The following is a 22,525-nucleotide window of genomic DNA, read 5'->3' as shown; positions in this document are numbered from 1 at the left end:
TTAAAATCCAAATTATGGATGATTTTTCAGTGACAAGTCAGCACTGATCTGCTCAACTGTTTTATTATCGAGAATATACCTTTTCATGATTAAGGCGACAAGCACGCTGCCAATTGCAGGGTATAGCGTAAATGAAATCAAAATTCCCGACAGTGTTTGATTACTCAGCGTTGTGTTTGCTTCGTAACCGTAAAATGCGAGTAACCAGCCAGCAATAGCCCCACCCAAAGCAAGGCCAAGCTTAATGAAAAACACCACACTGGCATACACTAGGCCGGTTAATCGCTCACCGGTTTTCCATTGACCATAGTCAATCGTGTCGGCCATTTTGGCCCACAGTAACGGGGTGGCCATTTGGGTGAAAAAGCACCATAAAAAGTAAATAATAAAGGCAAGTGCTAACTGTTCGCTCGGTAACCAAAATGCCACGCAACTAATGATGGCCGAGATGTATTGTAAGCGAATATAGGCCGTTTTTTTATCGACACGTTTACTGAGTGGTTGCGCACAAGCACAGCCTAAAATATTACCTATCATGCCAATTGTAATAAAGTAAGTGACCAGTTCAGCTTCGCCAAGAACATACTTGACGTAATAAATTGCCAAGGTGGTACGAAGTACCATACTGGTTAAAAGCATAACGGCGGCAAAACAAAGTACCTTAAACGGGCCGTTTTGCAATAAGGTGCTCATGCGGCTTTTCCAGCTCAGAGAGCTGTTATGCTCGGCTATAACACGCTCTTTGGTAAAGCGAAAACAGATTAAAAATAACACCACACCCAGGCCACTCATCAGTGCCATAGTAAGCTGATAACCTAGGGCGTTATCACCTTTACCTAACCAATTTACCAGCGGTAAAGTACAGGCACTGACAATCAATCCTCCTAACATACCGAATACAAAGCGATAAGACTGTATAGATACGCGTTGCTTAGGGTCTGGGCTTAATACGCCCCCTAAAGCAGAGTAAGGGATATTGATAGCGGTATACACAAGCATAAGGAGTGTGTAGGTGATAAAGGCGTAAATGACCTTGCCCGACTCGGGTAAATCGGGGGTTGTGAAGGTGATCATACTAATCACCCCAAATGGCACAGCCAGCCACAGCAAATAAGGCCGGTAACTGCCATATTTAGTGCGTGTCGAGTCGGTTAATGCGCCCATAAGTGGATCGGTAATCGCATCAACGACTCTTACCACTAAGAACAAGGTGCCGACAACTGCTGGCGAGATACCAAAAATATCGGTATAGAAAAAAGTTAAAAATAACATCACCGTTTGAAAGATAATGTTACTCGCTGTATCTCCTAAGCCATAAGCTATCTTTTCTTTTGTTGTCAGCATGTGTGTTCTCGTTTGTTATTATTTTTTTCGCTGCTTTAACAGTGCGCGATACTGCTTTGCACTTTCTTTTAAAATGCGTTGTTGGCTTTGATAGTCGATATAAACTAACCCAAAACGTTTTTCATAACCATATGCCCATTCAAAGTTATCCATTAAGCTCCATGCAAAATAGCCTTGAATATTAACGCCTTGGCGAATTGCATTACACACAGCATTTAAATGAGTGTGATAATAATCAACGCGTTCAATATCGTATACTTCACCATCTACTAAACTATCAGCCATGGCTGCACCATTTTCGGTGATATACATTTTGGGTAAATTATAGTGCTGATGTAATGAAACAAGCAGCTCAGTCAGGCCTTCTGGGTATACTTCCCAGCCCATATCTGTGACACGCACATCGGTCAGCGGGGCTTCTTCAAACCAGCCATCAGGCGTGTTTTTGTAGTGTATGCGGGTATAGTAATTAACGCCAATAAAGTCGACAGATTGACTAATAATTGCCATATCATCGGCTTCGATAATGGGTTTTACATCCGCCGCTAAGTCATCAAAAAGCGGGGGATAGCATCCCTCTAAAACCGCTTTAATGTACCACTGATTATGGTATTGGTCAGCAAGCTTTGCTGCGTTGCAATCATTCTCTGTCAGTGGGTAGGTTGGACTGAAGTTTAATACGATACCTGCCTCGGTATTAGGGCAGTTTTTGCGTAATACTTGCATAGCCAAACCATGAGCCAGTAATAGATGATGAGCCGCTTGACGACCTGCTTGCTGGCTTTTTATGCCAGGTGCATGCACACCAATTTCGTAGCCTAAATACGCACTACAAAACGGTTCGTTCAACGTGGCAAAAGAGTCAACCAAGTCACCTAAGTGACGACTGACTTTGTCGGCATAGTCTTGGAACTTGTAGGCTGTTTCGCGATTCAGCCAGCCCCCTTTGTCTTCAAGGTGCTGGGGTAAATCCCAGTGGTATAAGGTGACATATGTTTTGATATTGCGTGCTTTAAGTGCGCTGAGTAACTCAGTATAAAATGCCATGCCTTGTGAGTTTACAGAGCCATCCTCGTTGATTACCCGAGGCCATGAAATAGATAAACGATAGGCATCAACGGCTAAATCAGCAATCATCTCAATATCGTGTCGCCAATGTGTAACATGATCGCACGCTACATCACCGTTACTGTTATCGGCAATGGCGGAAGGTTTTTCGCAAAAAGAGTCCCAAATACACGCTAAGCGTGTATCCCGTGCGCCTTCAATTTGAAATGAGGCAGTAGCAACACCAAAGGTAAACTCGGGCTTAAGTAAATACGAGTCGGGCAAAAGAGAAATAGTTTTAAACACAGTGGATAGTCTTCCTTCGCATTGATTGTGTAAGGCGGCTGGCATACAGCATAGTAGTCAGTTGTAAGCGCTTACAGTTTTTCTGCAAATAAATTGCTTAATATGATTTATATGTTATAAATGTAAGCGCTTACATTTTATGTTGCAACACTTTTTTGTTTTTTCTTTAACCATGAAAAAGCACTATATTTGCTGTAACAAACTGATAAATATAAATAACTAGAGAATAAAATTATGGCTCATGTTTCAACGCCTGTTGCGGCAACATCAAGTCAAGTGGCGATGCCCAAGCAAACTTTTGCACTGGCATCATTAACCACTTTGTTTTTTATGTGGGGATTCATCACGTGTTTAAACGACATTCTGATCCCGTATCTAAAAGGCATGTTTTCACTTAACTACACGCAAGCGATGCTGATTCAGTTTTGCTTTTTTGGCGCGTACTTTGTGATGTCTATTCCCGCCGGTAAGCTTGTAAGTCGTATTGGTTATCAGTTTGGTATTGTTGTAGGGCTGGTTGTAGCAGCAATTGGATGCGCACTGTTTTACCCTGCGGCTGTCGCACATGTGTATGAGTTGTTTTTACTTGCCTTGTTTGTGCTTGCATCAGGCATCACTATTTTACAAGTCTCTGCTAATCCGTATGTCAGTGTACTTGGACCACAAAAAACCGCGTCTTCACGTTTAACAATGACCCAGGCATTTAACTCGCTAGGCACCACGGTTGCACCTATTTTTGGTGGGTGGTTAATTTTAACGGAAGTGAGTCATGCGACTGCGGAACAAGTGAAGTTTCCTTATTTAATGTTGTCTGCCAGTTTGCTTGTTCTTGCCCTCATTTTTGCATTCTTAAAATTACCTAAGTTAGGCAGAGAAGCTGATAACGAAGCGGAGCATCAAGACCTTGAAGACTTTGTTGATTTAGGCAGCGTTTGGCAGTATCGCCATTTGATTCTTGGTGCTGTGGGTATTTTTGTTTATGTCGGTGCTGAAGTCGCCATTGGTAGCTTTTTAGTCGGCTTTTTAACCCTTGATAACATTGCAGGCTTAACTGATAAAGAAGCCGCTCATTACATTAGCTACTATTTTGCTGGCGCCATGATCGGCCGCTTTATCGGCGCGCTGGTAATGCAAAAGTTCAATGCAGGTAAAGTGCTTGCGTGTCATGGATTACTGGCTGTTGTATTGATTATTGTTGCAATGACCGGCGAGGGCAGCCTTGCAATGTGGGCGATTTTACTGGTTGGGTTATGTAATTCAATTATGTTTCCAACCATTTTTAGCTTGGCACTGCATGGCCTGGGTAAATACACCTCAAAGGGGTCAGGTATTTTATGTTTAGCGATTGTTGGCGGCGCCATTATACCGCTTATGCAAGGTATGCTGGCTGATTCAATCGGTGTACAGCTCGCGTTACTACTGCCAATCGCTTGTTATTTATATATTACTTACTTTGCGCTTTCTGGCTCAAAAGTAGTGTCTCAGAACCGTCATTCTTAAAGGTGCAGACTATGACAATAAAAAAACCATTAACGCTGTGTTCGATAATGATTGCCAGCATCAGCATTCTTGGCTGTACAGGGCAAGATAAGGTGGCAAAAATGAACGCTGAGAATGAAATCTGGCCTCGTATCGAAACGGGCATTAACGCAGACCCAGAAATGGAAGCGCAAATAGCTGCTCTTTTGGCAGACATGACGCTTGAGCAAAAAGTGGCGCAGATGATTCAACCTGAAATTCGAGATATCACGGTTGAAGATATGCGTAAATACGGGTTTGGTTCTTACCTAAATGGTGGAGGCGCATTCCCTAATAATGATAAACATGCCAGCGCCGCTGATTGGATAGACTTGGCTGAAAAAATGTATCAAGCATCAATTGACGATTCACTTGATGGCAGCAAAATCCCTACTATGTGGGGCACCGATGCTGTGCATGGTCACAATAACGTAATTGGGGCGACCTTATTCCCACACAACATTGGCTTAGGGGCGACAAATAACCCCGCCTTAATTGAGAAAATTGCAGCGGCAACCGCACAAGAAGTGATGGTAACGGGTATCGACTGGGTGTTTGCACCGACCGTTGCCGTGGTTCGTGATGATCGCTGGGGACGCACATATGAAGGCTATTCTGAAGACCCTGAAATCGTTAAAGCTTACTCAGCAGCAATTGTAAAAGGATTACAAGGCGCAGTTGATGAAGACTTTTTATCGGATAAGCGCGTGATCAGTACCGTTAAGCACTTTTTAGGTGATGGAGGGACTGAAGGGGGTGACGATCAAGGTAATAACACGGCATCTGAGCAAGAGTTATTTGATATTCATGCCCAAGGCTATGTCGGTGGACTAGGTGCCGGCGCACAAACGGTGATGGCGTCGTTTAATAGCTGGCATGGAGAGAAAATTCACGGCAGTAAGTACCTACTTACCGATGTGTTAAAAGGTAAAATGGGCTTTGATGGCTTTGTTGTTGGAGACTGGAATGGTCACGGCCAAATTCCGGGTTGTACAAATGGTAATTGTGCACAAGCTGCGAATGCGGGTCTTGATGTTTACATGGTACCAACAGATGCGTGGAAGCCATTGTATGAAAATTTAATCAAACAAGTTAACAGTGGCGACATAGCCCAAAGCCGAATTGATGATGCAGTAACGCGTATTCTGCGCGTTAAAATGCGTGCCGGTTTATTCGATAAACCAAGCCCGGCAAACCGTCCGCTTTCAGGCAAAACAGACATCATTGGCAGTGCTGAGCATCGTGCAATTGCCAAGCAAGCGGTGCGTGAATCGTTAGTGTTATTAAAGAATAAGCAACAGCTGTTGCCATTATCGCCTAAAGCAAATGTGCTTGTCGCGGGTCTGGGTGCTGACAACATTGGTATGCAGTCGGGTGGCTGGACAATTACGTGGCAAGGCACTGGTAATGAAAACAGTGATTTTCCGGGTGGATCATCAATTTACGATGGTATTAAACACACGGTTGAGCAAGCTGGTGGACAGGTTCAATACGATTTAAACGGTGAATATACAACAAAACCTGATGTGGCCATTGTGGTGTTTGGTGAACAACCATATGCAGAAGGCAATGGTGACCTAGATAACCTTGAATATCAGCGTGGTAATAAATCAGATTTAGCCTTACTTAAAAAGTTGAAACAAGCCGGAATTCCAGTGGTATCTCTGTTTATTAGTGGTCGCCCAATGTGGGTGAATGCTGAGCTTAATGCCAGTGATGCGTTTGTAGCAACTTGGCTTGTAGGCAGTGAAGGTGATGCCATTAGCGATGTCATCTTTAAACAGGCTGACGGTTCAATTAATCATGATTTTAAAGGGAAATTATCGTTCTCTTGGCCAAATAATCCGGTAGAAAATTATAATCGTGGCGATAAAAACTACGCACCTCTGCTGCCGTATGGCTTTGGCTTAACCTACCAAGATGCCAATACCTTAACTGATGAACTAAACGAGGTATCTGACGTGGCCACTAAATTAGAAGATTTAGTGTTATTTGAACGCGCAGTAAAAGCCCCTTGGTCATTGCAACTGCAAAGCGGCAATGAGCAACAAACAATGACAAGTAGCCGTGCATCACTCAATGCGGTAAGCGTAAAAACCTTTGATAAAGACGTACAAGAAGACGCGCGTGCGATTACCTTTAATGGTAAAGAGCCTGCTGCGGTACGTTTAATGGCTGCGTTCCCGTCAGATTTGCGTTCATATGTTGAAAAAGCGGGTCAGCTTGAAATGCAAATTAAGATAGACCAAGCAGCAGATGCACCATTGATGTTAGGGATGCAGTGTGGTGAAAATTGTGACGGTCAATTTGATATTAGCAAACAGCTAACACGCACGTCTGAGTGGCAAACACTCACGGTTGATTTGAACTGTTTTGTTGAGCAAGGCGTTAACCTTGGACAAATATTCTCACCATGGCAGCTTGCAACTGACGGTGCGTGGCATGTATCTGTTGCTAAACTTAGTGTGAGCAGTTCACACGCACAGGACTCAACAATTTCATGTCAGTAAAAACCTATGCTGTTATTTTGCTAACAGGCGCATTGAGTGCCTGTCAGCAAACAGCAGAACCCATTAAAGCCAGCCTAGGTGAAGGCTGGCAGCTTGTTTGGCACGATGAGTTTGAACAAAACACCATTGACCCAACTAAGTGGCAGCACGAAGTTAATTGCCGTGGTGGTGGTAATGATGAGCAGCAATGCTATACCGCCAGAAGCGAAAACAGCTTTGTTGAATCTGGCTTGTTGCATACTGTTGCGCGTAAAGAGCAATACACTGGGCCTTTACATAACGCAGATGAAGTTACTCGCGATGCTGAAAGGGCGTTGGTGGCTACTCAGCCTTTTACGTCGGCACGGCTTCGTACTAAGCACTTAGGTGATTGGCGTTATGGACGCTTTGAAGTTCGCGCTAAATTGCCAGCAGGACAAGGGGCGTGGCCTGCTATTTGGATGCTGCCTACGGATTGGCACTATGGTCGCTGGGCGTCATCAGGCGAAATTGACATTATGGAAGCGGTTAATTTAAACACTCAAACTGATGATAAAACAGCCCCAGCTGGTAGCTTAGAAACACGCGTGCATGGCACCTTGCATTACGGTGGACCTGCTCCTGAAAATGTTTACAGTGGCACGCCTTATCGTTTTAGTGATGCAGATAACCCCGCTGATAATTTTCATGTTTATGCGCTTGAATGGCAGCAAGATGAAATTCGTTGGTATGTTGATAATGTGCACTATGCAACGTTTCGCCATGACCAGTGGTATTCAACATCACAGCAAGCCGATGGCTCATTTGTAGAAAATAGCGGTTTTGCCCCTTTTGATCAGCGTTTTCATTTATTACTCAACTTTGCAGTTGGGGGTAATTGGCCCGCCAATGTGAATGATAAAGGGGTTGATATGAGTGGTTATCCAAAGCAAATGCTAGTGGATTATGTGCGTGTTTTTCAGTGTAGTCAAAACAGTGAAACGGGCAAGGGGTGCGCTTCTGTGCAGCCATCAGCAGTGCACATAAAAGGCAAACGTCAGTGAATTATGAGCCAAGAGCCTGCAGGTGTTTCGCCGAACTCGTTGCATCTGCTGGCTTTTGGCTCATTCTATCGGTTGAGCTTTTGTAGTAATAATTGTCTTATTTTTCTTGCGGTTAATTCATCAATATCAGCCAAAATACCGTGTGCAGGCTGTGCAATATGGCTGGTTAAATCGAGCTCATCATCAAATACATAGTGATTAAACAATTGCTGCCATTTTTGTTTATGCTCTTTTGGTAAGTCCTTTATCGCCAACATGCTATGCAACATAGCATCAAAGGGGTTGGCCAAATACTCCGGAGCTTGTCGCCACCAATAATTAACTAACACATTAAATGGCTGGGTTGCACTGACTTGGTGCCACCAAAGTGCAGGAATATAAATAGCATCCCCAGGTGTTAATGTCGCTGTTTGCGACTTTTCTGTTGCTTCTTTGAAACGTGGAAAACGCGTGAAATCAGGGTTATTAAAATCAACTAAGCTAATAGCCTGACCCGCGGGTGTAAACTCAAGAGGCCCAACATATAAATTATTTACCTGCTCAGTGGGTAGTAAGGTAAAGGTGCGCTTACCCGCAGCAACACACGCCAAGTTATCGGCATTGTCGTAATGAGCCGCAATATGACTGTGATTTCCGACCCAGAGACTTGTTAGGCAGTTATAATCGGTCACCTCTAATGGGTTGTCGAGGCTAAAGCCCGGCGCGCAGTATTCCACAGCGGTTGACCCCATATACAACGAGTCAGCCTGTGTGTGCGCTAATTTATCGACTAACTTGTCTAGCACGCTTTTAAGTGAGTCGGCGTGTTGTGAAAAATTAAGTCCCGATAAATCAGCATTATAAAAATAGCGGCCTTGATGCATAGCATCGGCACTAAAACTGCGAACAGGCGCATTATTGGCCAGCTCTAAAAGGTAGCTCAATGCCTGTTTTTCGCCTTTTTTGGCTGCTGCAACCTGAGGCCAGTGAGCACACAGCTCTCTTATCACCAAAGGCTCAGTTAAGTCGGCTAAAAACGCTTTGAGGTTGGTAATCTCTGAGGCATTGCACTCATTAATTGGCGCTGCGCTAAACATTACTGCTGCGCCCACTTCTTATTCAGTAAGTGTGGGATCTGTTCCATTGATGCAAGTACCATATAAATGGCTTGTAAGTCGCCTTGCTGTTGCAACTGCTTTAACTGTTGCGGTGTTAAATCATTTAGTGCGTGTTGATTAATGGTATAAAAACCTGTCACTGTGACTTTTTCGCCATTCTTTTGGGCATATTCGATACTGAATGCTTCCAGTAGGTTGGCGGCAAGTAGGCGCTCAAAAAAACCATTAATTGTTTGATGCTCTTGATGTAGGGTATTCAGTACTTGAGCAATGTGATTTAAGTAATCACTGTTACCGCCATGCTCAAGGAAAATGGCTTCCCCCTGACTTGTACTAACACGAGGGCTGTCTAAATCAATATGCACCACTAATGATTGCTCAGGAATTCCATTGTTATATTGCGTCTGTTGGCCTATTAAAAACGGTTGGCGCAGCATGCTAAGCGGTAAGTAACTTAGTTTTAATTCGCCTTTTTCATCAAGCAGTAGGTTTTCACCATTTTCAAAACCAAATAATGCCAATGCTTCAAACTGACCTGTTTGTGGTTGCTTACGAAATACGATAGGTTGGTTTGCTTGTATTTTTGCAAACTCGCTTGGGAAAATAGTGGCGCAGCTAATTTTATCGCCCCAGTCGGCACCGCGTGCGGTGATCACTTTCAGGTCTTTATGGCTAATATTATCAAGTAAAACGTGATTGGCCATTGGGCCTCCTAATGCTGATATTAAATAGGTTGAATACCAAATTGCTGAATATGGTTTAGCAGCTCACGATTTGTTGGTAGCTGCTGTAAAGCATGTTTGGCATGTTGTTGATTAGCAGTAAAGTGCTCAACAATTGCAGCAGGCATTGCCATGCTTGGAAATTTAGGCAGCTGTTTCATGCCATAGAGCACATACTGATAACTGGCCGCAGAGAATACCTCTTGGGCACGATCAAAATCGTTGAGCCATGGACTTTGATACTGCCACAGCGCTAAATTCTCTTGCAGTTGCGCCGGTACACTTGCGGCTTCTTTATGTGCTTGCCAGTATGGACTGGTCCGTTTTGATAACACGTAATGCAGTTTTAAAAATTCGATTATGCGCTGCCAGCGATAATGGCATTGGTCATCAAAGCGTTTGGCAAGCGTAGGCATCGCTGCACGGTGTGTGGGGAAATTAGCCAGTAAATTATTAAGACCAAGCTCCACCATCACGAGTGCAGAGGCTTCTAGCGGTTCAATAAAGCCAGCTGACATTCCGATTGCTAAACAGTTTTTATGCCAAAAAGTGCGCCTGTAGCCGGGTGTAAAACGAATCTCGCGAAATGTTAATTGGCTTTGGTCTGTGCCTGGCTGGGTGCTTTCAATGTAGCGGCCAAGCGCTTGTTTGGCATCATCACTGTTGGCAAAACGACTTGAGTAAACCATACCAAGCCCACGACGACTTTGTAGGCCAATATCCCAAATCCAGCCCGCATCTTGAGCGGTGGCTTTGGTATAAGACAAAATGTCTTGTTGTGGGCTTGCATAAGGTACTTGCACTGCCACTGCGCGGTCGTTAAATAGCACATCTTGTTGCTCGATTAATTCAACGCCGTAATGTTGATGTAAGAGCTTTGCGTGTGTCCCCGAGCAGTCAATAAACAAGTCGCCGGTAATTATTCCATGATCGCGTGTTTCTAATGAGCTGATGTAGCCTTCATCATCGTTATTAATGCTTTCAACATGGCTTACAATATGCTCGACATTAAGTTGAGTGGTGCAGTGAGTTTGCAATAACATCGCAAACTTTCCAGCATCTAAATGATAACCATAGTTTGCTTCGCCTTGGTAGGCGCTGTGTAGGTGGTTTTTTGGGGCTTTGTGGTGATCGCATAAGTAGGTTTGACTTGCGACGGCATGGCTAAAACTTACGGCCTCTTTATTGGCGAACCAATAGGGAGCAATGTTTAGCTGCTGATAGGCAACAGGTAAACTAAACGGGTGGTAATAATGGGTGCTGCCATCATCTTCGCACCAGCCATCAAAGCGTGAACCTTGTTTAAATGAAGCATCGCAGGTTTGAATAAAGTCACTTTCACTAATGCCGATGGTTTTCAGTGTTTGGCGCATTGTCGGCCAGGTACCTTCACCAACACCAATGGTGGCAATATCAGGGGATTCAATGAGGGTGATCTGTGCGTTATGGGTTAAATGTGGCTGTGCGGCAATTAAACCCGCGGTTAACCAACCGGCAGTTCCCCCTCCTAAAATGACCACTTTTTTTACATTATTCTGTTGCATGTTCAAAGCTACCTTAAACGCTATAAAGACAAACTAGCATATTTGTGAAAAAAAAAGCCGCTGTTGAGCGGCTTTTTTGACAACAAAATGCTAGAACGAGTAGCGGAAGCCGATGTTGTAGCGCGCACCGTACTGGTTTGCACGTAACAGCTGCTCAGAGTAACGAACGTAGGTACGCTGCGTTTCATCTGTCAGGTTTAGACCTTCAACAAACACCGTTAGCTTTTCGTTCACGGCGTAGTTCACGTTGATATCCCACTGGCCATAAGACTCAGTAAAAACAGGTGATGAGTGTTGATCAAAGCCTGTTAAGAATTCATCGCGCCAATTATATGAAATACGCGCCGATAAGCCGTTTAAATCATAAATAGCTGAGAAGTTTGCTGAATCACTTAAGCCCGGTAAGGCAAATTGATAACCGATAGCATCTCTGTCTGCTTCAACATCACCAAATACAAACGTTGCGTTGGCTGCGATACCAAATCCAGTTTCACCAAACATGTGCTGTGCAGCAAGCTCCCAACCCCAAAGGTTAGCGGTCTCAACGTTGTTATCACGAGATACAAAGAAGTTTGCCAGTGGGTCAGTGCTATTGCCCACAATCGGTGTGCCTTCTTCAGTGCCTTGGTTTTCGTTGATTTTATCGTGAATTGCTTGGTCAGACGGTTGCTCACCTGCCGCAGCTAGATCTTCACGCGCTTGCTCAGCACGGTCACCAATGAATGGGTCTGTGATGCCGTCAATTGTTTCTTCTGTGGTGATGTTCACTAAGAAGTTATCAACTTGCTTACGGTAGTAACCAGCAGAAACATAGCTGCCTTCACCGTAGTAGTACTCAAGTGATAAGTCGATGTTATCGGCTGTATAAGGTTTTAAGTTCGGGTTACCTACCGCAACTTTACGTTGACCCACTTTGGGGTTACCCAAGAAAGACGTTGTTGAACGCAGTGCGCCAACAGGTGGGCGAGCTAGGGTACGACTATATGAGAAACGAGCAATCACATCTTCAACCACTTCGATGTTCATATCGATATTTGGTAAAAATTCTTTCGTGCTGCCTTCACCGTTTGAGAATGTACGCTCATCAGCATAAATGTATGACCATTCGTTGCCGTTTACCCATTCCATTGCAACAGCAGGGCGCTCTAGGCTGTTTGCTGTAACATCTGTTGATTCGTAGCGTAAGCCTGCGGTAATGTTAATTGGCATGCCGTTGAATTCTGTTTCGAAGTTAGCTTGTGCATAAAATGCCGTCGTTTCTTCGCTAACACGGTGGTCATCATCAATTGGACCCGCTTGCACCTTGCCGTTTACATCCGCTGGCCAACTACATGCACCAATGCCGCCATCTGGGTGGTCACAGTCAATGCTTTCGGCGATTGCAACGATTTCATCAAAGTCAGCATCGTAGTAGTAGTTTAATAGCTTGTCGCTACCGCCACCTGAGAAGCCATCAAGTAAACCAGAGCTGTCAACACGCGTAAACATGCTGTCATCATACCAATCAGCAGAATTTAGCCACCAACCAGCCGCTAACTGACCTGAATAAGCCGTGGTAGTACGGAAATCAACTTTTGTATGTGATACACCAAAGTTAATGCTTGAAAGCGCGCCTGTGTTTTCATTGTACCAAGTACCTTTTAACTGGTACTGGTCTAGATCGTTAGTGTTCGTGTCTTTATTAACACCAGCGAATAGGGTTCCCATATCGCTTGGTAATAGCTCTGCTTGACCGTTGGTCAATGTCATATCGATCAGTGGGATTTCGCCTTGGCTGAAGTCAGCCATTTTCTCATCAATATTCACTGTTGGGTTTTCACACCATGAACACGATGTATTACCAATGATCATAAATGCATCATGGCCAAGACCAACCCCAGCACTTTCTGCTGATGAGTTGTGAGCATCAAACTCGATGTTTAAGTTATCAGTTACTTGCCAATCAATGTTTAAACCCAGTGATTTGTTTTCGTTTTCTGTGGCACCACGATTAAGGTTTGTCGAATAATCACCACCAATTTCAGTAACTTTTGTGTAAGTGCCATTTTCGTTGATGTTCGCTGAACTTACGTTACCACCATTATTGAACCACACACCGAAACTACGACCGTCTTTTTCAAATTCAAGTTTTGAGTAGGTGTAATCGAGTGTTGCTGTAATACGGTCTGTTGGCGCGTATTGCAATACAAGTTGACCGTTAGTACGTTTACGTGTGTTGTCCGAGAAGGCATAACCGGCATTTTGTGGATACCATGTTGCCCCATCGGCACGTTGATTGTTGTCTGTTAACGCTAAATCTGGAGATGACGAAATATCAACATTCGGGATCCAGTTATCAACCGCCATTGATTGCTCGCGGTTGTTACGCTCTTGCACTGAACCTGAAATTAAAACACCAAAACGGTCATCATTGAAAGTGTTACTGTAAATGCCAGAAACTTCAGGTGTAATATTATCGCCAGTTTCGTTTGATGTATCATGAACCGCTTTTGCACCAATTGATGCCTTAAGACCTGGGTTCGATAATGGTTTTGCTGTAGTGATATTAACGGTTGCACCGATACCACCACTAGGTATGTCTGAACGAGCTGTTTTGTAGACTTCAACACCGCTGACGCTTTCAGTCGCGATATCACCAAAATCAAATGAGCGGCCGCCCGTTGTTGGCATTTGGCGGTTGTTTAACGTGACTAAGTTAAACTCAGGACCAAAACCACGTACAGTGATTTTACTGCCTTCACCGTTACTGCGGTCTATAGACACACCTGTAATACGTTGCAGAGATTCTGCTAAGTTTGTGTCTGGAAACTTACCGATATCTTCTGACGTGATTGCATCAACAACACCTGCAGATTGACGTTTGATATCCATTGATTTTACAAGGCTACCGCGGATCCCCGATACTTGTATTACTTCAATATCACTCGCTTTCTCGGATTTTTCTTCGGCAGCAGCTGAGTGAGGAACTAGCGTGCTTAATCCCATTGCCATGGAAAGGCTAATGGCAAGCTGCTTTTTCTTGAATAGTGTGTGGTTCATGCAAATCTCCAGATTTGGTTTTATTTTTCGTGTTTGTTGTCTAAATGTAAGCGCTTACATTCTATTGCAAAAAAAATCGCCGAACCCGATTTTTATAAATGTAACCGCTTACAATAAGTTATTAGAAAGTTAAACAATGGTCAATATAAATCACTTTTTAGTTGGCAATTAATATGTATGTTCATGTTATTATAAGGAATAATTAAGTGTAACTTTTTGGCTTTTTAACGGGTTTTGCAGCTGTTTTAGGTAAAATTAGATAATTCAATTAATGTTAATATAGTACAAAAGGTGTTGTAGATTATAAGGAACCCACAATGCACTCAGTCAAATTTGTTAACGAAATAGTGACACCAAGTAAAGTGGTGTGTGTTGGTCGAAACTATGCCGCTCATATCGCAGAGCTCAATAACGAAACACCGACCAGTATGGTGTTATTTGTAAAACCGAACAGCGCATTAACGCAGTCGCTGTATGCTAAGCACGGTTCTGAGCAATTACATTACGAAGCAGAGTTGTGTTTTTTAGTTAAAAATAAACAGCTTGCTGGTGTTGGCCTTGGACTTGACTTAACCAAACGCGATTTACAAACTCAGCTAAAACAAAAAAGCTTACCCTGGGAGCGTGCTAAAGCCTTTGATGGAGCGGCACTTTTTACAGAATTTGTGCCAGTCAATGAGTCAGGGCAGTATCAATTTAGTCTACACATTGATGGTAAATTAGCCCAGCTTGGCGACACTCAGTTGATGATCCACACTGCTCAGCAGATTTTAGCTGAGATCAATGAATTTATGAGTTTACAGGATGGTGACATCATTATGACAGGCACCCCTGAGGGAGTGGGTAAAGTTATTTCAGGTGCCACTTTTAATGTGGCGCTAAAAGATGGCTCTACTCAAGTTCTAACCCATCAATGGCAGGCGATTTAAGTGGCGCTAAGATAAATCGTTGGTAGTAATTTAAAAAATCAGGAAAACTTTCCTCTAACCAAGCTCGTTGGTTTTGTTGATATTTTTCACTTGGTAATACGGTGTTTTTAAGCGCGTTATTAATGTCGACTAACACGCGTTGTGCATAATTATTGGGGGCGCTGGTTGAGCAGCCAATCGCACCCAGCACAACATGCTGTTCAGGGTCACCGATGGCGAGTTTTTTTATATCTTGCTGGTATTTATTATTGTAATAGTCTGCCACAAATGGGTAATCAATGGTGTAGTCAATATAGCCGTGATCAAGCTGCGTGAGTAGTGCATAACTTGCTTGACTGCCGGTACTGCTCAGTGCTGCATAGTCATAAAGCTTAATGTTTTTTGCAATGTTATCCAGTGTGTTGCCAAACTTGCGTGCATCATTTTGACCATACATAAAGTGTGCATCCGTTAACAGCGAAATTAATGACACGGGATTACCGTGAGCTTTATAAATTTTTTCAGCTTGCTCGCTATTACTTAAGATAGTAAACGGTGGGTAAACCGTGGTCGGAATAGAGTAAGTAACGCGATGTGTTTTTTGTTCACGATGAATCATACACGCATAACAAGCCATGTGGCCTTCATCTAAATATTTACTTGCTCGCTTTTGTGGGATTGTCACCTTGGTATGTTTTATGTGTGGCAGGGCGGTGATGAGTAAATCGGTTATTTCGTTACATAAACCCGCGTGAGGAGTTGTTTCATTTTTTTCGATATAAAAAGGCCCGCTATCGTTTTCGAGCCATGTAATTGATAGTTGTTCAGAAGCATGCACATACGAGCCAAGTAATAAGCTAGAAATAACATAGAATGCTTTTTTTAGATGTTTTCTCATCGTTTACCTTACAACTCAATAACGATGATTAACTATACACCAAAGTATTGAAAATAAAATAAACAGCAATTAAAAATGGTTATATAGTATTGGTTTTGGCGGGATTAAAGCCTATCAAACGATAGGCTTTACAGCATTAAAATGGCATTGGGTAGCGATTAAATACCTGTGCTATTTTTTCAAGTGCCTCATCGGTGAGCGTCACTGAGAAAGCATCAATATTTTCTTTTAACTGCGACATTGACGTGGCACCGATGATGGTTGAACTGACACCATCGACCTGATCACACCATGCAAGCGCAAGTTGTGAAGGGGTTAGATTAAAGGCATTCGCTATCTCTACATACTCTGCGATAGCTTGTTGCGACTGAGGCGTGTCTCTAAATAGGCCATTGCGTTGTACCAGTGTCCAGCGGCTACCTTCAGGGCGCGCACCATTAAGGTATTTACCACTTAACATACCACCACCAAGGGGTGACCAAGGTAAATACGCAATATCTTCGTGAATACATTGCTCGATTAAGTAAGGCCAGTCTTTGGCATGCAGTAGACTAAATTCGTTTTGAATAGACACCATGCGCGGCAAATTATGTTGCTCACTTAAACGCAAGTATTGGCTAATACCCCATGGACTATCATCAGAAAGACCACAGTGTTTAATTTTACCGGCTTTAACACAGTCATTCAGGCCTTCAAGAATATCGAGCATACCTGCAATATTTTGCTCGGTGTCGGCATCTGAAAAACGCACAATGCCGGGCCATTGTTTACCAAAATGCGGCGAGGTGCGGTTAGGCCAATGAAGCTGATATAAGTCGATAACATCAGTGTGTAATCGTTTTAATGAGGCATCAACGGCGTTAACCACCGCTTGACGAGTGATATCTTCGCCTTCACGAACCCAAGGTAAACCATTACCGGCAATTTTAGTCGCAATAACGAGGTTTTCACGTTTATCTTTATTACGTGCAAGCCAATGACCAATAATCTCTTCGGTCTTACCATAGGTGTCGGGCGAGGGCGGTACGGCATACATTTCTGCCGTGTCGATAAAATTAACGCCTTTATCTAACGCATAGGCAATTTGTTCATCGGCATCAGCTTGGTTATTTTGCATACCCCATGTCATGCTTCCTAAGCAAACACGGGAGACGTCAATACCACTTCGGCCAAGTGGGCTATAAAGCATATTAGTTCCTTGTTAATCGTTAGAGTGGGCTTTAAGTGCAGCTAAAAGCTCATCGCTTAGTTCTGCTTTTTTACCCGTAGTAAAGTTAAACATGACAACGTGTGATGAGCCAACAGTGGTAACTGCCTTTTGGCTCTCACTGAATACGGTGTAGTGCATCATAAAGCGATCTTTTTCAATGTCACTTATGGTTACACCAACATGCACGGAATCTGGAAACGTCACGGGGCGTTTATAGCGAGCATTGTTTTCGCTGATCACCGGACCCACGCCTGTTGCTTGTAAATCTTTAAGAAAGCCTAATTGTGTAAAAAAGTCGATACGAGCGGTTTCAAAGTAACGAAAATAGACCACATTATTCACATGCTGAAGGGCGTCCATTTCACCCCATGCTACATTAATTTTTGTTCTGATAGGGTGTTGTTCTATAAACGATTGCATAGCAAATCCAGGTTAATTGTGAGAAAAGCTAGGTTAGCAACATGCTGCTTTTAGCTCAAGAAAATTAGAAAACTAAGTATATTGTGCTAACTTTATAAGTTCACGCTTACGTAAAGTGTGAGTAAATCGAACACACATGAAGGACCTAGTTATGCAGCAACTAACAGCGAAAATGATAAAGTGGGCAGTATTATTCATCTTACTGGCTCTGGCTCTACTGTGCTACAGTATGGGCACAATGTCTGGGTTTATCGTACTAATTGTCTTGGGACTTTTTCTCGAAGCCGCCTTTTGGTTATTTGGAGCACGGCTGTTTAATCGCAAAAAAACACGCGAGCAAACACGTCAAACCTCTTAGTATGTTCGCTTGCACTATCAGGTAGATTAAACAATAATAACTGTATAAATGAACAGTTGTTGTATGCCTGATGAAAAAATTCATTCATATTGATATGGATTGCTTTTTTGCTGCAGTAGAGATGCGTGACAATCCTGCACTTGCCAGTGTGCCTCTTGCGATTGGTGGGAACAGTCGCCGTGGTGTGCTTTCTACGGCCAACTATATTGCGCGCCAATATGGCGTTCGTTCAGCTATGTCTAACTACCATGCTAAACAATTGTGTCCTGATTTAGTCATTGTGCCCGGACGAATGCATGTATACAAAGAAGTCTCTCAACAAATCCGTGAAATTTTCGCTAAATACACTGACCTGATTGAACCCTTATCGCTTGATGAAGCTTATTTAGATGTTACCCAAAGCAGTGCATGCAGAGGCAGTGCGACTCTAATGGCTGAGCAAATTCGACAAGAAATTTTTACCACAACAGGCCTAACTGCATCGGCGGGTATCGCACCGATTAAATTTATTGCCAAAATAGCCAGTGATGAGAATAAACCCAATGGTCAGTGCGTGGTACTGCCTGAGCAAGTGGATAGCTTTTTAGCCAAGTTGCCGCTAGGCAAGATCCCAGGTGTAGGGAAGGTGACGCTTGAAAAATTGCAACTTAAAGGCTTATACACGGGAGCTGATGTTCGCGAAAAAGGGGTTAATTGGATGCAGCAACACGTGGGGAACTTTGGTGTTTCGCTTTATCAAAAATGCGCAGGAGAATACGTAGGTAAAGTGTCTACGGAACGCGTACGTAAATCGCTGAGTGTGGAACACACTTATGAATTCAACAAAAATAGCTTAGCTGAATGTTTATCTGAGTTACCCCGTTTAATGACAGAGTTAGTACGCCGTTTAGAAAGGCAGCAACTGAGTAACAGAATCAACAAATTATCAGTTAAAGTGAAGTTCGCAAATTTCACAGTGACCAGTGCCGACCAAAGTCATCATCAGTTAGATGACAGCATTTTTACAGAGTTAATGAGTAAAGCGTATGAACGCGGAAATAATAAACCCGTCAGACTCTTGGGCATTGGTGTGGGAATAAAGAGTGAAGCCCACGAGCATTTTCAGTTAAGTATATTAGACTAAAGGTTAACACCTAGGTTGTTTAAAGTTTGTTAGTGTTCAGTGTGGGGTGTTGAACCATTCGTGTTCACGGCCTCTAGACAACATTATAACTACATAAGAGAGATGACTATGCAATCGGTCGTGATCGTGCTGCTCGGAATAGTCGGTATGTTATTCGGATGGTTTGTTTATTCGAAATTCATCGCCGAAAAAATCTTTAAAATGGATGATAACTTCGTCACACCTGCTCATGAGCTTGAGGATGGTGTGGATTATGTACCCACCAATAAGGTCGTGTTGTGGGGCCACCATTTCACGTCTGTAGCAGGTGCGGCACCGATAGTCGGTCCTGCTATTGCTGTTTATTGGGGCTGGGTGCCTGCCGTGTTATGGGTCGTATTTGGAACAATCTTTTTTGCTGGCGTCCATGATATGGGGGCTCTTTGGGCCAGTGCTCGCAACAAAGGTAAGTCGATGGGGGCTTTGTCTGAAAGCGTCATCGGTAAGCGTACCCGTGCGTTATTTATGATTGTGGTATTTTTAGTGCTACTGATGGTGAATGCGGTGTTTGGGGTTGTTATTGCTAAATCATTTGTATCCCAGCCAAATGCGGTTTTTCCTGCTTGGTCAGCCATTGTTGTGGCCCTTGTTATAGGCCAGTTACTGCGCCGTAAAGTTTCTTTAATTCCTCTGTGTTTAATTGGTGTCGGTATCCTTTATTACACCATTTATCTTGGCAGTAGTATGCCCATTGCGTTGCCAGATGAGATGTTTGGCTTAAGTGCAAACGCAAACTGGATCATTATCTTGTTCATCTACGCTGCAATTGCTTCTTTACTGCCTGTGTGGATGTTATTACAACCTCGCGATTTTATTAATGGTATGCAGTTGCTGGTTGGTTTAGTGCTTTTATATGGCGCGGTCTTTATTTCAATGCCAGATATCACCGCACCTGCATTTAATACACAAACGGCAGTGGATACGCCGAGTATTATTCCGCTGTTGTTTGTCACCATAGCCTGTGGTGCGGTATCGGGTTTCCATGGAATCGTGTCATCGGGTACCAGCTCTAAACAGTTAAACAAAGAAACTGACGGTCGCTTTGTTGGGTATTTAGGTGCTGTGGGTGAAGGCATGCTTGCACTTATTACGCTGGTGGCGGTAAGTGGTGTCGCATTGGCTGTATCACCTGAAGAATGGCATGAAATTTACAGCCACTTAGGAGCGGGGAGCGTGAGTGCCTTTATCAATGGGGGTGCAAACTTAATCGAAAGTGGTTGGGGTATTTCACAAGAAGTCGCGTCGACCTTACTTGCGGTAATGGTGGTGCTATTTGCAGGCACGACAATGGACTCTGGCGTTCGTTTACAACGCTACATTATTCAAGAGTGGGGTGATATTTATAATATCAGTATTATTCGCAATGGGATTGTCGCAACGCTTGTCGCTGTACTGTGCTGCTTGCTACTTGCCTTTGGTGCAGGTGGTGCCGATGGCAGCGGCGGAATGATTATTTGGCCGCTGTTTGGCTCTACCAACCAAATCCTTGCAAGTTTAACGTTACTGGTTATTTCGGTAATGTTAATCAAAGCGAATCGTCCTGCGAAGTACACGTTAATACCGATGAGCTTTGTACTGGTAATGGCATTCTTCGCGGGTGTGATTAAGCTAGGTGAATATTACCAACAAGGCAACTGGTTACTTGTAACGCTCGATTTACTGGTACTGGTGATCAGTGTGCTGGTGATGCTAGAAGCATGGTCTGTCATTGTGAAACATCGCAAAGACAACCAATCTGTGTCTGAGCAGTAAACTTTGCTTGCCAGCCGCTCATTTGCACGGCTGGCAATAGCGCGTTAAATCAATGATAATAAGGTCCTATGTTTCTAACAGCAGGACCTTTTTTTATGGCATACCCTCATGCAGTTGTCGCCTCTCAATTAGCTGATGCAGATCACGATGCATTGATTATTATCGGTGATAATTTTTCGTCTTTAGCCGATGCAAGCTTAAGCCACGCTATCAGTGCTCAACAAGCCATTGATGCACGTATCTCTAAGCAAGTCACATTACTTGTGATTGACTCAAAGCGCGTTATTTTAGCGCCTACAGGTCCGCTTAATCGCGATTATGACGATGTACGTCGTTATTTTGATGCTGCTAAATTAGCCGTGCTAGAAGCAAAAGCTTCGGGCAGCACCAAGCCTGCTATTTTACTTGCGAGTGCACACCACGATGCGCGTTACAAACATGCACTTGAAGTTGCCTTTTTAGGTGCTTGCCAAGCATTATGGCAGCCACTTGAAGCGCGTGAGTTTCATGGCCAAGCGATTGAGCCAATCAGTCAAATTAGCTTAGTGGGTGCTGATGAGGCCATGGTTAAAGCATTGAATGCAATTGCCGCAGGCCAATATGCTGCGCGTGACTTATGCGGTACAGAGCCTGAGCGCATGGCACCGCCACGTTTTGCCGATTATTGTGTTGAGTTATTTGCGGGCAGTAAAGTGTCTGTTGATGTGATTTCAGATATCGACACTATCGATAAAGATTACCCAATGATGAGCACTGTAGCGCGTGCATCATACGCTGTTGAGCGTCATCATCCACGTGTTGTTAAGCTTGAATATGTTCCTGAGGGTGACATTGAGCGTACGTTAATGTTCGTTGGTAAGGGGCTTGTTTATGATACCGGTGGTGCCGACCTTAAAGTGGGTGGCTTTATGGCGGGTATGAGCCGCGATAAAGGTGGCGCAGCATCGGTCGCTGGTTTTATGAAGTCAGTGGCTGATTATGCACCTAAAGGTGTCAAAGTGATTGCTTACTTAGCCGTGGTTCGAAACTCAATTGGTTCTGATTGTTTCGTGCCTGACGAAATCATTACGTGCCGTGAAGGCGTTCGTGTACGCATCGGTAATACCGACGCAGAGGGGCGTTTAGCAATGGGTGATTTACTCAGTGAAATGAAAGACCGCGCATTAAATGAAGTAAATCCAGAGCTATTCACTGTTGCAACGCTAACAGGTCACGCAGCACGTGCGATGGGTCCTTACAGCGCTTATGTTGAAAATGGACCCGCTCGTCAAGCGCAGGTTTCACGTAAAATTGCTGATTTAGGTGATTTATGGGCTGATGGCGCAGAGGTCTCTCGCAGCCGTCGTGAAGACTACGACTTTGTTAAGCCTCGTACATTAGCCGATGATGTACTTTCGAGTAACAATGCACCGTCAGCAGTGACTGCACGTGGCCACCAGTTCCCAATGGCATTCTTAGCGATTGTAGGTGGTTTAGATAAGCATGGCACTGAATCAGCACACCCATTACCGTATGTTCACATGGACATCGCGGGCAGTGGTGTAGAAGGCGGTGATTGGCAACATGGTAAGCCAACCGCAGCAGCTGTCAGCAGTTTATTTGCACGTTATTGCTTGTAATATTTAAGCATTAAAAAAGCCCCGCAAAAATGAAGCGGGGCTTTTTTTC

At 43.7% G+C, this 22,525-nt stretch carries 17 protein-coding genes; 8 read left to right on the top strand and 9 right to left on the bottom strand.

The window, feature by feature from the left end:
* Window positions 1-12: 12 nt before the first annotated feature.
* On the bottom strand, window positions 13-1,344 hold the full coding sequence (locus H3302_RS12350; protein ID WP_036966243.1) for a glycoside-pentoside-hexuronide (GPH):cation symporter: 1,332 nt from the start codon (window positions 1,342-1,344) through the stop codon (window positions 13-15).
* A gap of 18 nt (window positions 1,345-1,362) precedes the next feature.
* Window positions 1,363-2,697: a GH1 family beta-glucosidase gene (locus tag H3302_RS12345; protein WP_259369860.1), complete on the bottom strand. Its 1,335-nt coding sequence runs from the start codon at window positions 2,695-2,697 to the stop codon at window positions 1,363-1,365.
* Window positions 2,698-2,931: 234 nt separating this feature from the next.
* Here H3302_RS12345 and H3302_RS12340 point away from each other — a divergent pair, with 234 nt between their 5' ends.
* Genes H3302_RS12340 through H3302_RS12330 form a run of 3 tightly spaced genes read left to right on the top strand, consistent with a single transcriptional unit; the run spans window position 2,932 to window position 7,747 of the window.
* The gene (locus H3302_RS12340) at window positions 2,932-4,197 is read left to right on the top strand and encodes a sugar MFS transporter (protein WP_074988914.1); all 1,266 of its coding nucleotides are present in this window, start codon (window positions 2,932-2,934) and stop codon (window positions 4,195-4,197) included.
* Between the two features lie 11 nt (window positions 4,198-4,208).
* Window positions 4,209-6,725, top strand: a complete 2,517-nt coding sequence (locus H3302_RS12335) for an exo 1,3/1,4-beta-D-glucan glucohydrolase (protein ID WP_036966252.1) — start codon at window positions 4,209-4,211, stop codon at window positions 6,723-6,725.
* Window positions 6,716-7,747 carry a family 16 glycosylhydrolase gene (locus H3302_RS12330; protein ID WP_182395389.1) on the top strand — a complete coding sequence of 344 codons (1,032 nt, stop codon included), beginning with the start codon at window positions 6,716-6,718 and terminating at the stop codon, window positions 7,745-7,747. The genes H3302_RS12335 and H3302_RS12330 overlap by 10 nt, the downstream gene beginning before the upstream one ends.
* A 65-nt stretch (window positions 7,748-7,812) precedes the next feature.
* On the opposite strand, the gene H3302_RS12325 is transcribed toward H3302_RS12330, so the two are convergent.
* The 4 genes from H3302_RS12325 to H3302_RS12310 all read right to left on the bottom strand — a co-directional run bounded on the left by H3302_RS12325 (window position 7,813) and on the right by H3302_RS12310 (window position 14,149).
* On the bottom strand, window positions 7,813-8,823 hold the full coding sequence (locus tag H3302_RS12325; RefSeq protein WP_182395387.1) for a cupin-like domain-containing protein: 1,011 nt from the start codon (window positions 8,821-8,823) through the stop codon (window positions 7,813-7,815).
* A complete protein-coding gene (locus H3302_RS12320) occupies window positions 8,823-9,548 on the bottom strand; it encodes a SapC family protein (protein ID WP_074988912.1) in 726 nt (241 codons plus the stop codon). Before H3302_RS12320 ends, H3302_RS12325 begins: the two co-directional genes overlap by 1 nt.
* A 20-nt stretch (window positions 9,549-9,568) precedes the next feature.
* Window positions 9,569-11,110, bottom strand: coding sequence for a tryptophan halogenase family protein (locus H3302_RS12315; RefSeq protein WP_036966265.1), 1,542 nt, complete (start codon window positions 11,108-11,110; stop codon window positions 9,569-9,571).
* Window positions 11,111-11,200: 90 nt separating this feature from the next.
* Window positions 11,201-14,149 carry a TonB-dependent receptor gene (locus H3302_RS12310; RefSeq protein WP_259369859.1) on the bottom strand — a complete coding sequence of 983 codons (2,949 nt, stop codon included), beginning with the start codon at window positions 14,147-14,149 and terminating at the stop codon, window positions 11,201-11,203.
* A gap of 317 nt (window positions 14,150-14,466) precedes the next feature.
* Between H3302_RS12310 and H3302_RS12305 the strand changes: the two genes are divergently transcribed.
* Window positions 14,467-15,078: a fumarylacetoacetate hydrolase family protein gene (locus H3302_RS12305; protein WP_036966270.1), complete on the top strand. Its 612-nt coding sequence runs from the start codon at window positions 14,467-14,469 to the stop codon at window positions 15,076-15,078.
* Here H3302_RS12305 and H3302_RS12300 read toward each other — a convergent pair.
* The 3 genes from H3302_RS12300 to H3302_RS12290 form a co-directional block, all read right to left on the bottom strand.
* Complete coding sequence (locus tag H3302_RS12300) at window positions 15,041-15,955, bottom strand: ABC transporter substrate-binding protein (protein WP_182395385.1); 915 nt, start codon at window positions 15,953-15,955, stop codon at window positions 15,041-15,043. The genes H3302_RS12305 and H3302_RS12300 overlap by 38 nt on opposite strands.
* A 136-nt stretch (window positions 15,956-16,091) precedes the next feature.
* A complete protein-coding gene (locus H3302_RS12295; protein WP_036966273.1) occupies window positions 16,092-17,144 on the bottom strand; it encodes an aldo/keto reductase in 1,053 nt (350 codons plus the stop codon).
* Between the two features lie 12 nt (window positions 17,145-17,156).
* On the bottom strand, window positions 17,157-17,585 hold the full coding sequence (locus H3302_RS12290; RefSeq protein ID WP_036966275.1) for a thioesterase family protein: 429 nt from the start codon (window positions 17,583-17,585) through the stop codon (window positions 17,157-17,159).
* Window positions 17,586-17,736: 151 nt separating this feature from the next.
* On the opposite strand from H3302_RS12290, the gene H3302_RS12285 reads away from it, so the two are divergent.
* The 4 genes from H3302_RS12285 to H3302_RS12270 all read left to right on the top strand — a co-directional run bounded on the left by H3302_RS12285 (window position 17,737) and on the right by H3302_RS12270 (window position 22,476).
* Window positions 17,737-17,943, top strand: coding sequence for a hypothetical protein (locus tag H3302_RS12285; protein ID WP_075594054.1), 207 nt, complete (start codon window positions 17,737-17,739; stop codon window positions 17,941-17,943).
* Window positions 17,944-18,013: 70 nt separating this feature from the next.
* Complete coding sequence (dinB, locus tag H3302_RS12280) at window positions 18,014-19,066, top strand: DNA polymerase IV (RefSeq protein WP_036966279.1); 1,053 nt, start codon at window positions 18,014-18,016, stop codon at window positions 19,064-19,066.
* Between the two features lie 108 nt (window positions 19,067-19,174).
* Window positions 19,175-20,857 (top strand): carbon starvation protein A, encoded by a 1,683-nt coding sequence (locus H3302_RS12275; RefSeq protein WP_036966280.1) that lies wholly within the window; start codon window positions 19,175-19,177, stop codon window positions 20,855-20,857.
* Window positions 20,858-20,952: 95 nt separating this feature from the next.
* A complete protein-coding gene (locus H3302_RS12270; RefSeq protein WP_180311057.1) occupies window positions 20,953-22,476 on the top strand; it encodes a leucyl aminopeptidase family protein in 1,524 nt (507 codons plus the stop codon).
* Window positions 22,477-22,525 lie beyond the last annotated feature (49 nt).

Source organism: Pseudoalteromonas sp. MT33b (genome assembly GCF_014117385.1).
GTDB lineage: Bacteria > Pseudomonadota > Gammaproteobacteria > Enterobacterales > Alteromonadaceae > Pseudoalteromonas > Pseudoalteromonas lipolytica.
The sequence above is the reverse complement of the archived record's forward strand: the minus strand, read 5'-3'. Positions and strand labels throughout refer to the sequence as shown.

What these genes read in the sequence shown, in the direction of transcription:
- H3302_RS12310 (WP_259369859.1), bottom strand. Translation starts at nt 14,149, where the DNA reads ATGAACCACACACTATTCAAGAAAAAGCAGCTTGCCATTAGCCTTTCC.
- H3302_RS12330 (WP_182395389.1), top strand. Translation starts at nt 6,716, where the DNA reads ATGTCAGTAAAAACCTATGCTGTTATTTTGCTAACAGGCGCATTGAGT.
- H3302_RS12270 (WP_180311057.1), top strand. Translation starts at nt 20,953, where the DNA reads ATGGCATACCCTCATGCAGTTGTCGCCTCTCAATTAGCTGATGCAGAT.
- H3302_RS12295 (WP_036966273.1), bottom strand. Translation starts at nt 17,144, where the DNA reads ATGCTTTATAGCCCACTTGGCCGAAGTGGTATTGACGTCTCCCGTGTT.
- H3302_RS12340 (WP_074988914.1), top strand. Translation starts at nt 2,932, where the DNA reads ATGGCTCATGTTTCAACGCCTGTTGCGGCAACATCAAGTCAAGTGGCG.
- H3302_RS12320 (WP_074988912.1), bottom strand. Translation starts at nt 9,548, where the DNA reads ATGGCCAATCACGTTTTACTTGATAATATTAGCCATAAAGACCTGAAA.
- H3302_RS12325 (WP_182395387.1), bottom strand. Translation starts at nt 8,823, where the DNA reads ATGTTTAGCGCAGCGCCAATTAATGAGTGCAATGCCTCAGAGATTACC.
- H3302_RS12300 (WP_182395385.1), bottom strand. Translation starts at nt 15,955, where the DNA reads ATGAGAAAACATCTAAAAAAAGCATTCTATGTTATTTCTAGCTTATTA.
- H3302_RS12275 (WP_036966280.1), top strand. Translation starts at nt 19,175, where the DNA reads ATGCAATCGGTCGTGATCGTGCTGCTCGGAATAGTCGGTATGTTATTC.
- H3302_RS12305 (WP_036966270.1), top strand. Translation starts at nt 14,467, where the DNA reads ATGCACTCAGTCAAATTTGTTAACGAAATAGTGACACCAAGTAAAGTG.
- H3302_RS12285 (WP_075594054.1), top strand. Translation starts at nt 17,737, where the DNA reads ATGCAGCAACTAACAGCGAAAATGATAAAGTGGGCAGTATTATTCATC.
- H3302_RS12350 (WP_036966243.1), bottom strand. Translation starts at nt 1,344, where the DNA reads ATGCTGACAACAAAAGAAAAGATAGCTTATGGCTTAGGAGATACAGCG.
- H3302_RS12315 (WP_036966265.1), bottom strand. Translation starts at nt 11,110, where the DNA reads ATGCAACAGAATAATGTAAAAAAAGTGGTCATTTTAGGAGGGGGAACT.
- H3302_RS12290 (WP_036966275.1), bottom strand. Translation starts at nt 17,585, where the DNA reads ATGCAATCGTTTATAGAACAACACCCTATCAGAACAAAAATTAATGTA.
- H3302_RS12335 (WP_036966252.1), top strand. Translation starts at nt 4,209, where the DNA reads ATGACAATAAAAAAACCATTAACGCTGTGTTCGATAATGATTGCCAGC.
- dinB (WP_036966279.1), top strand. Translation starts at nt 18,014, where the DNA reads ATGAAAAAATTCATTCATATTGATATGGATTGCTTTTTTGCTGCAGTA.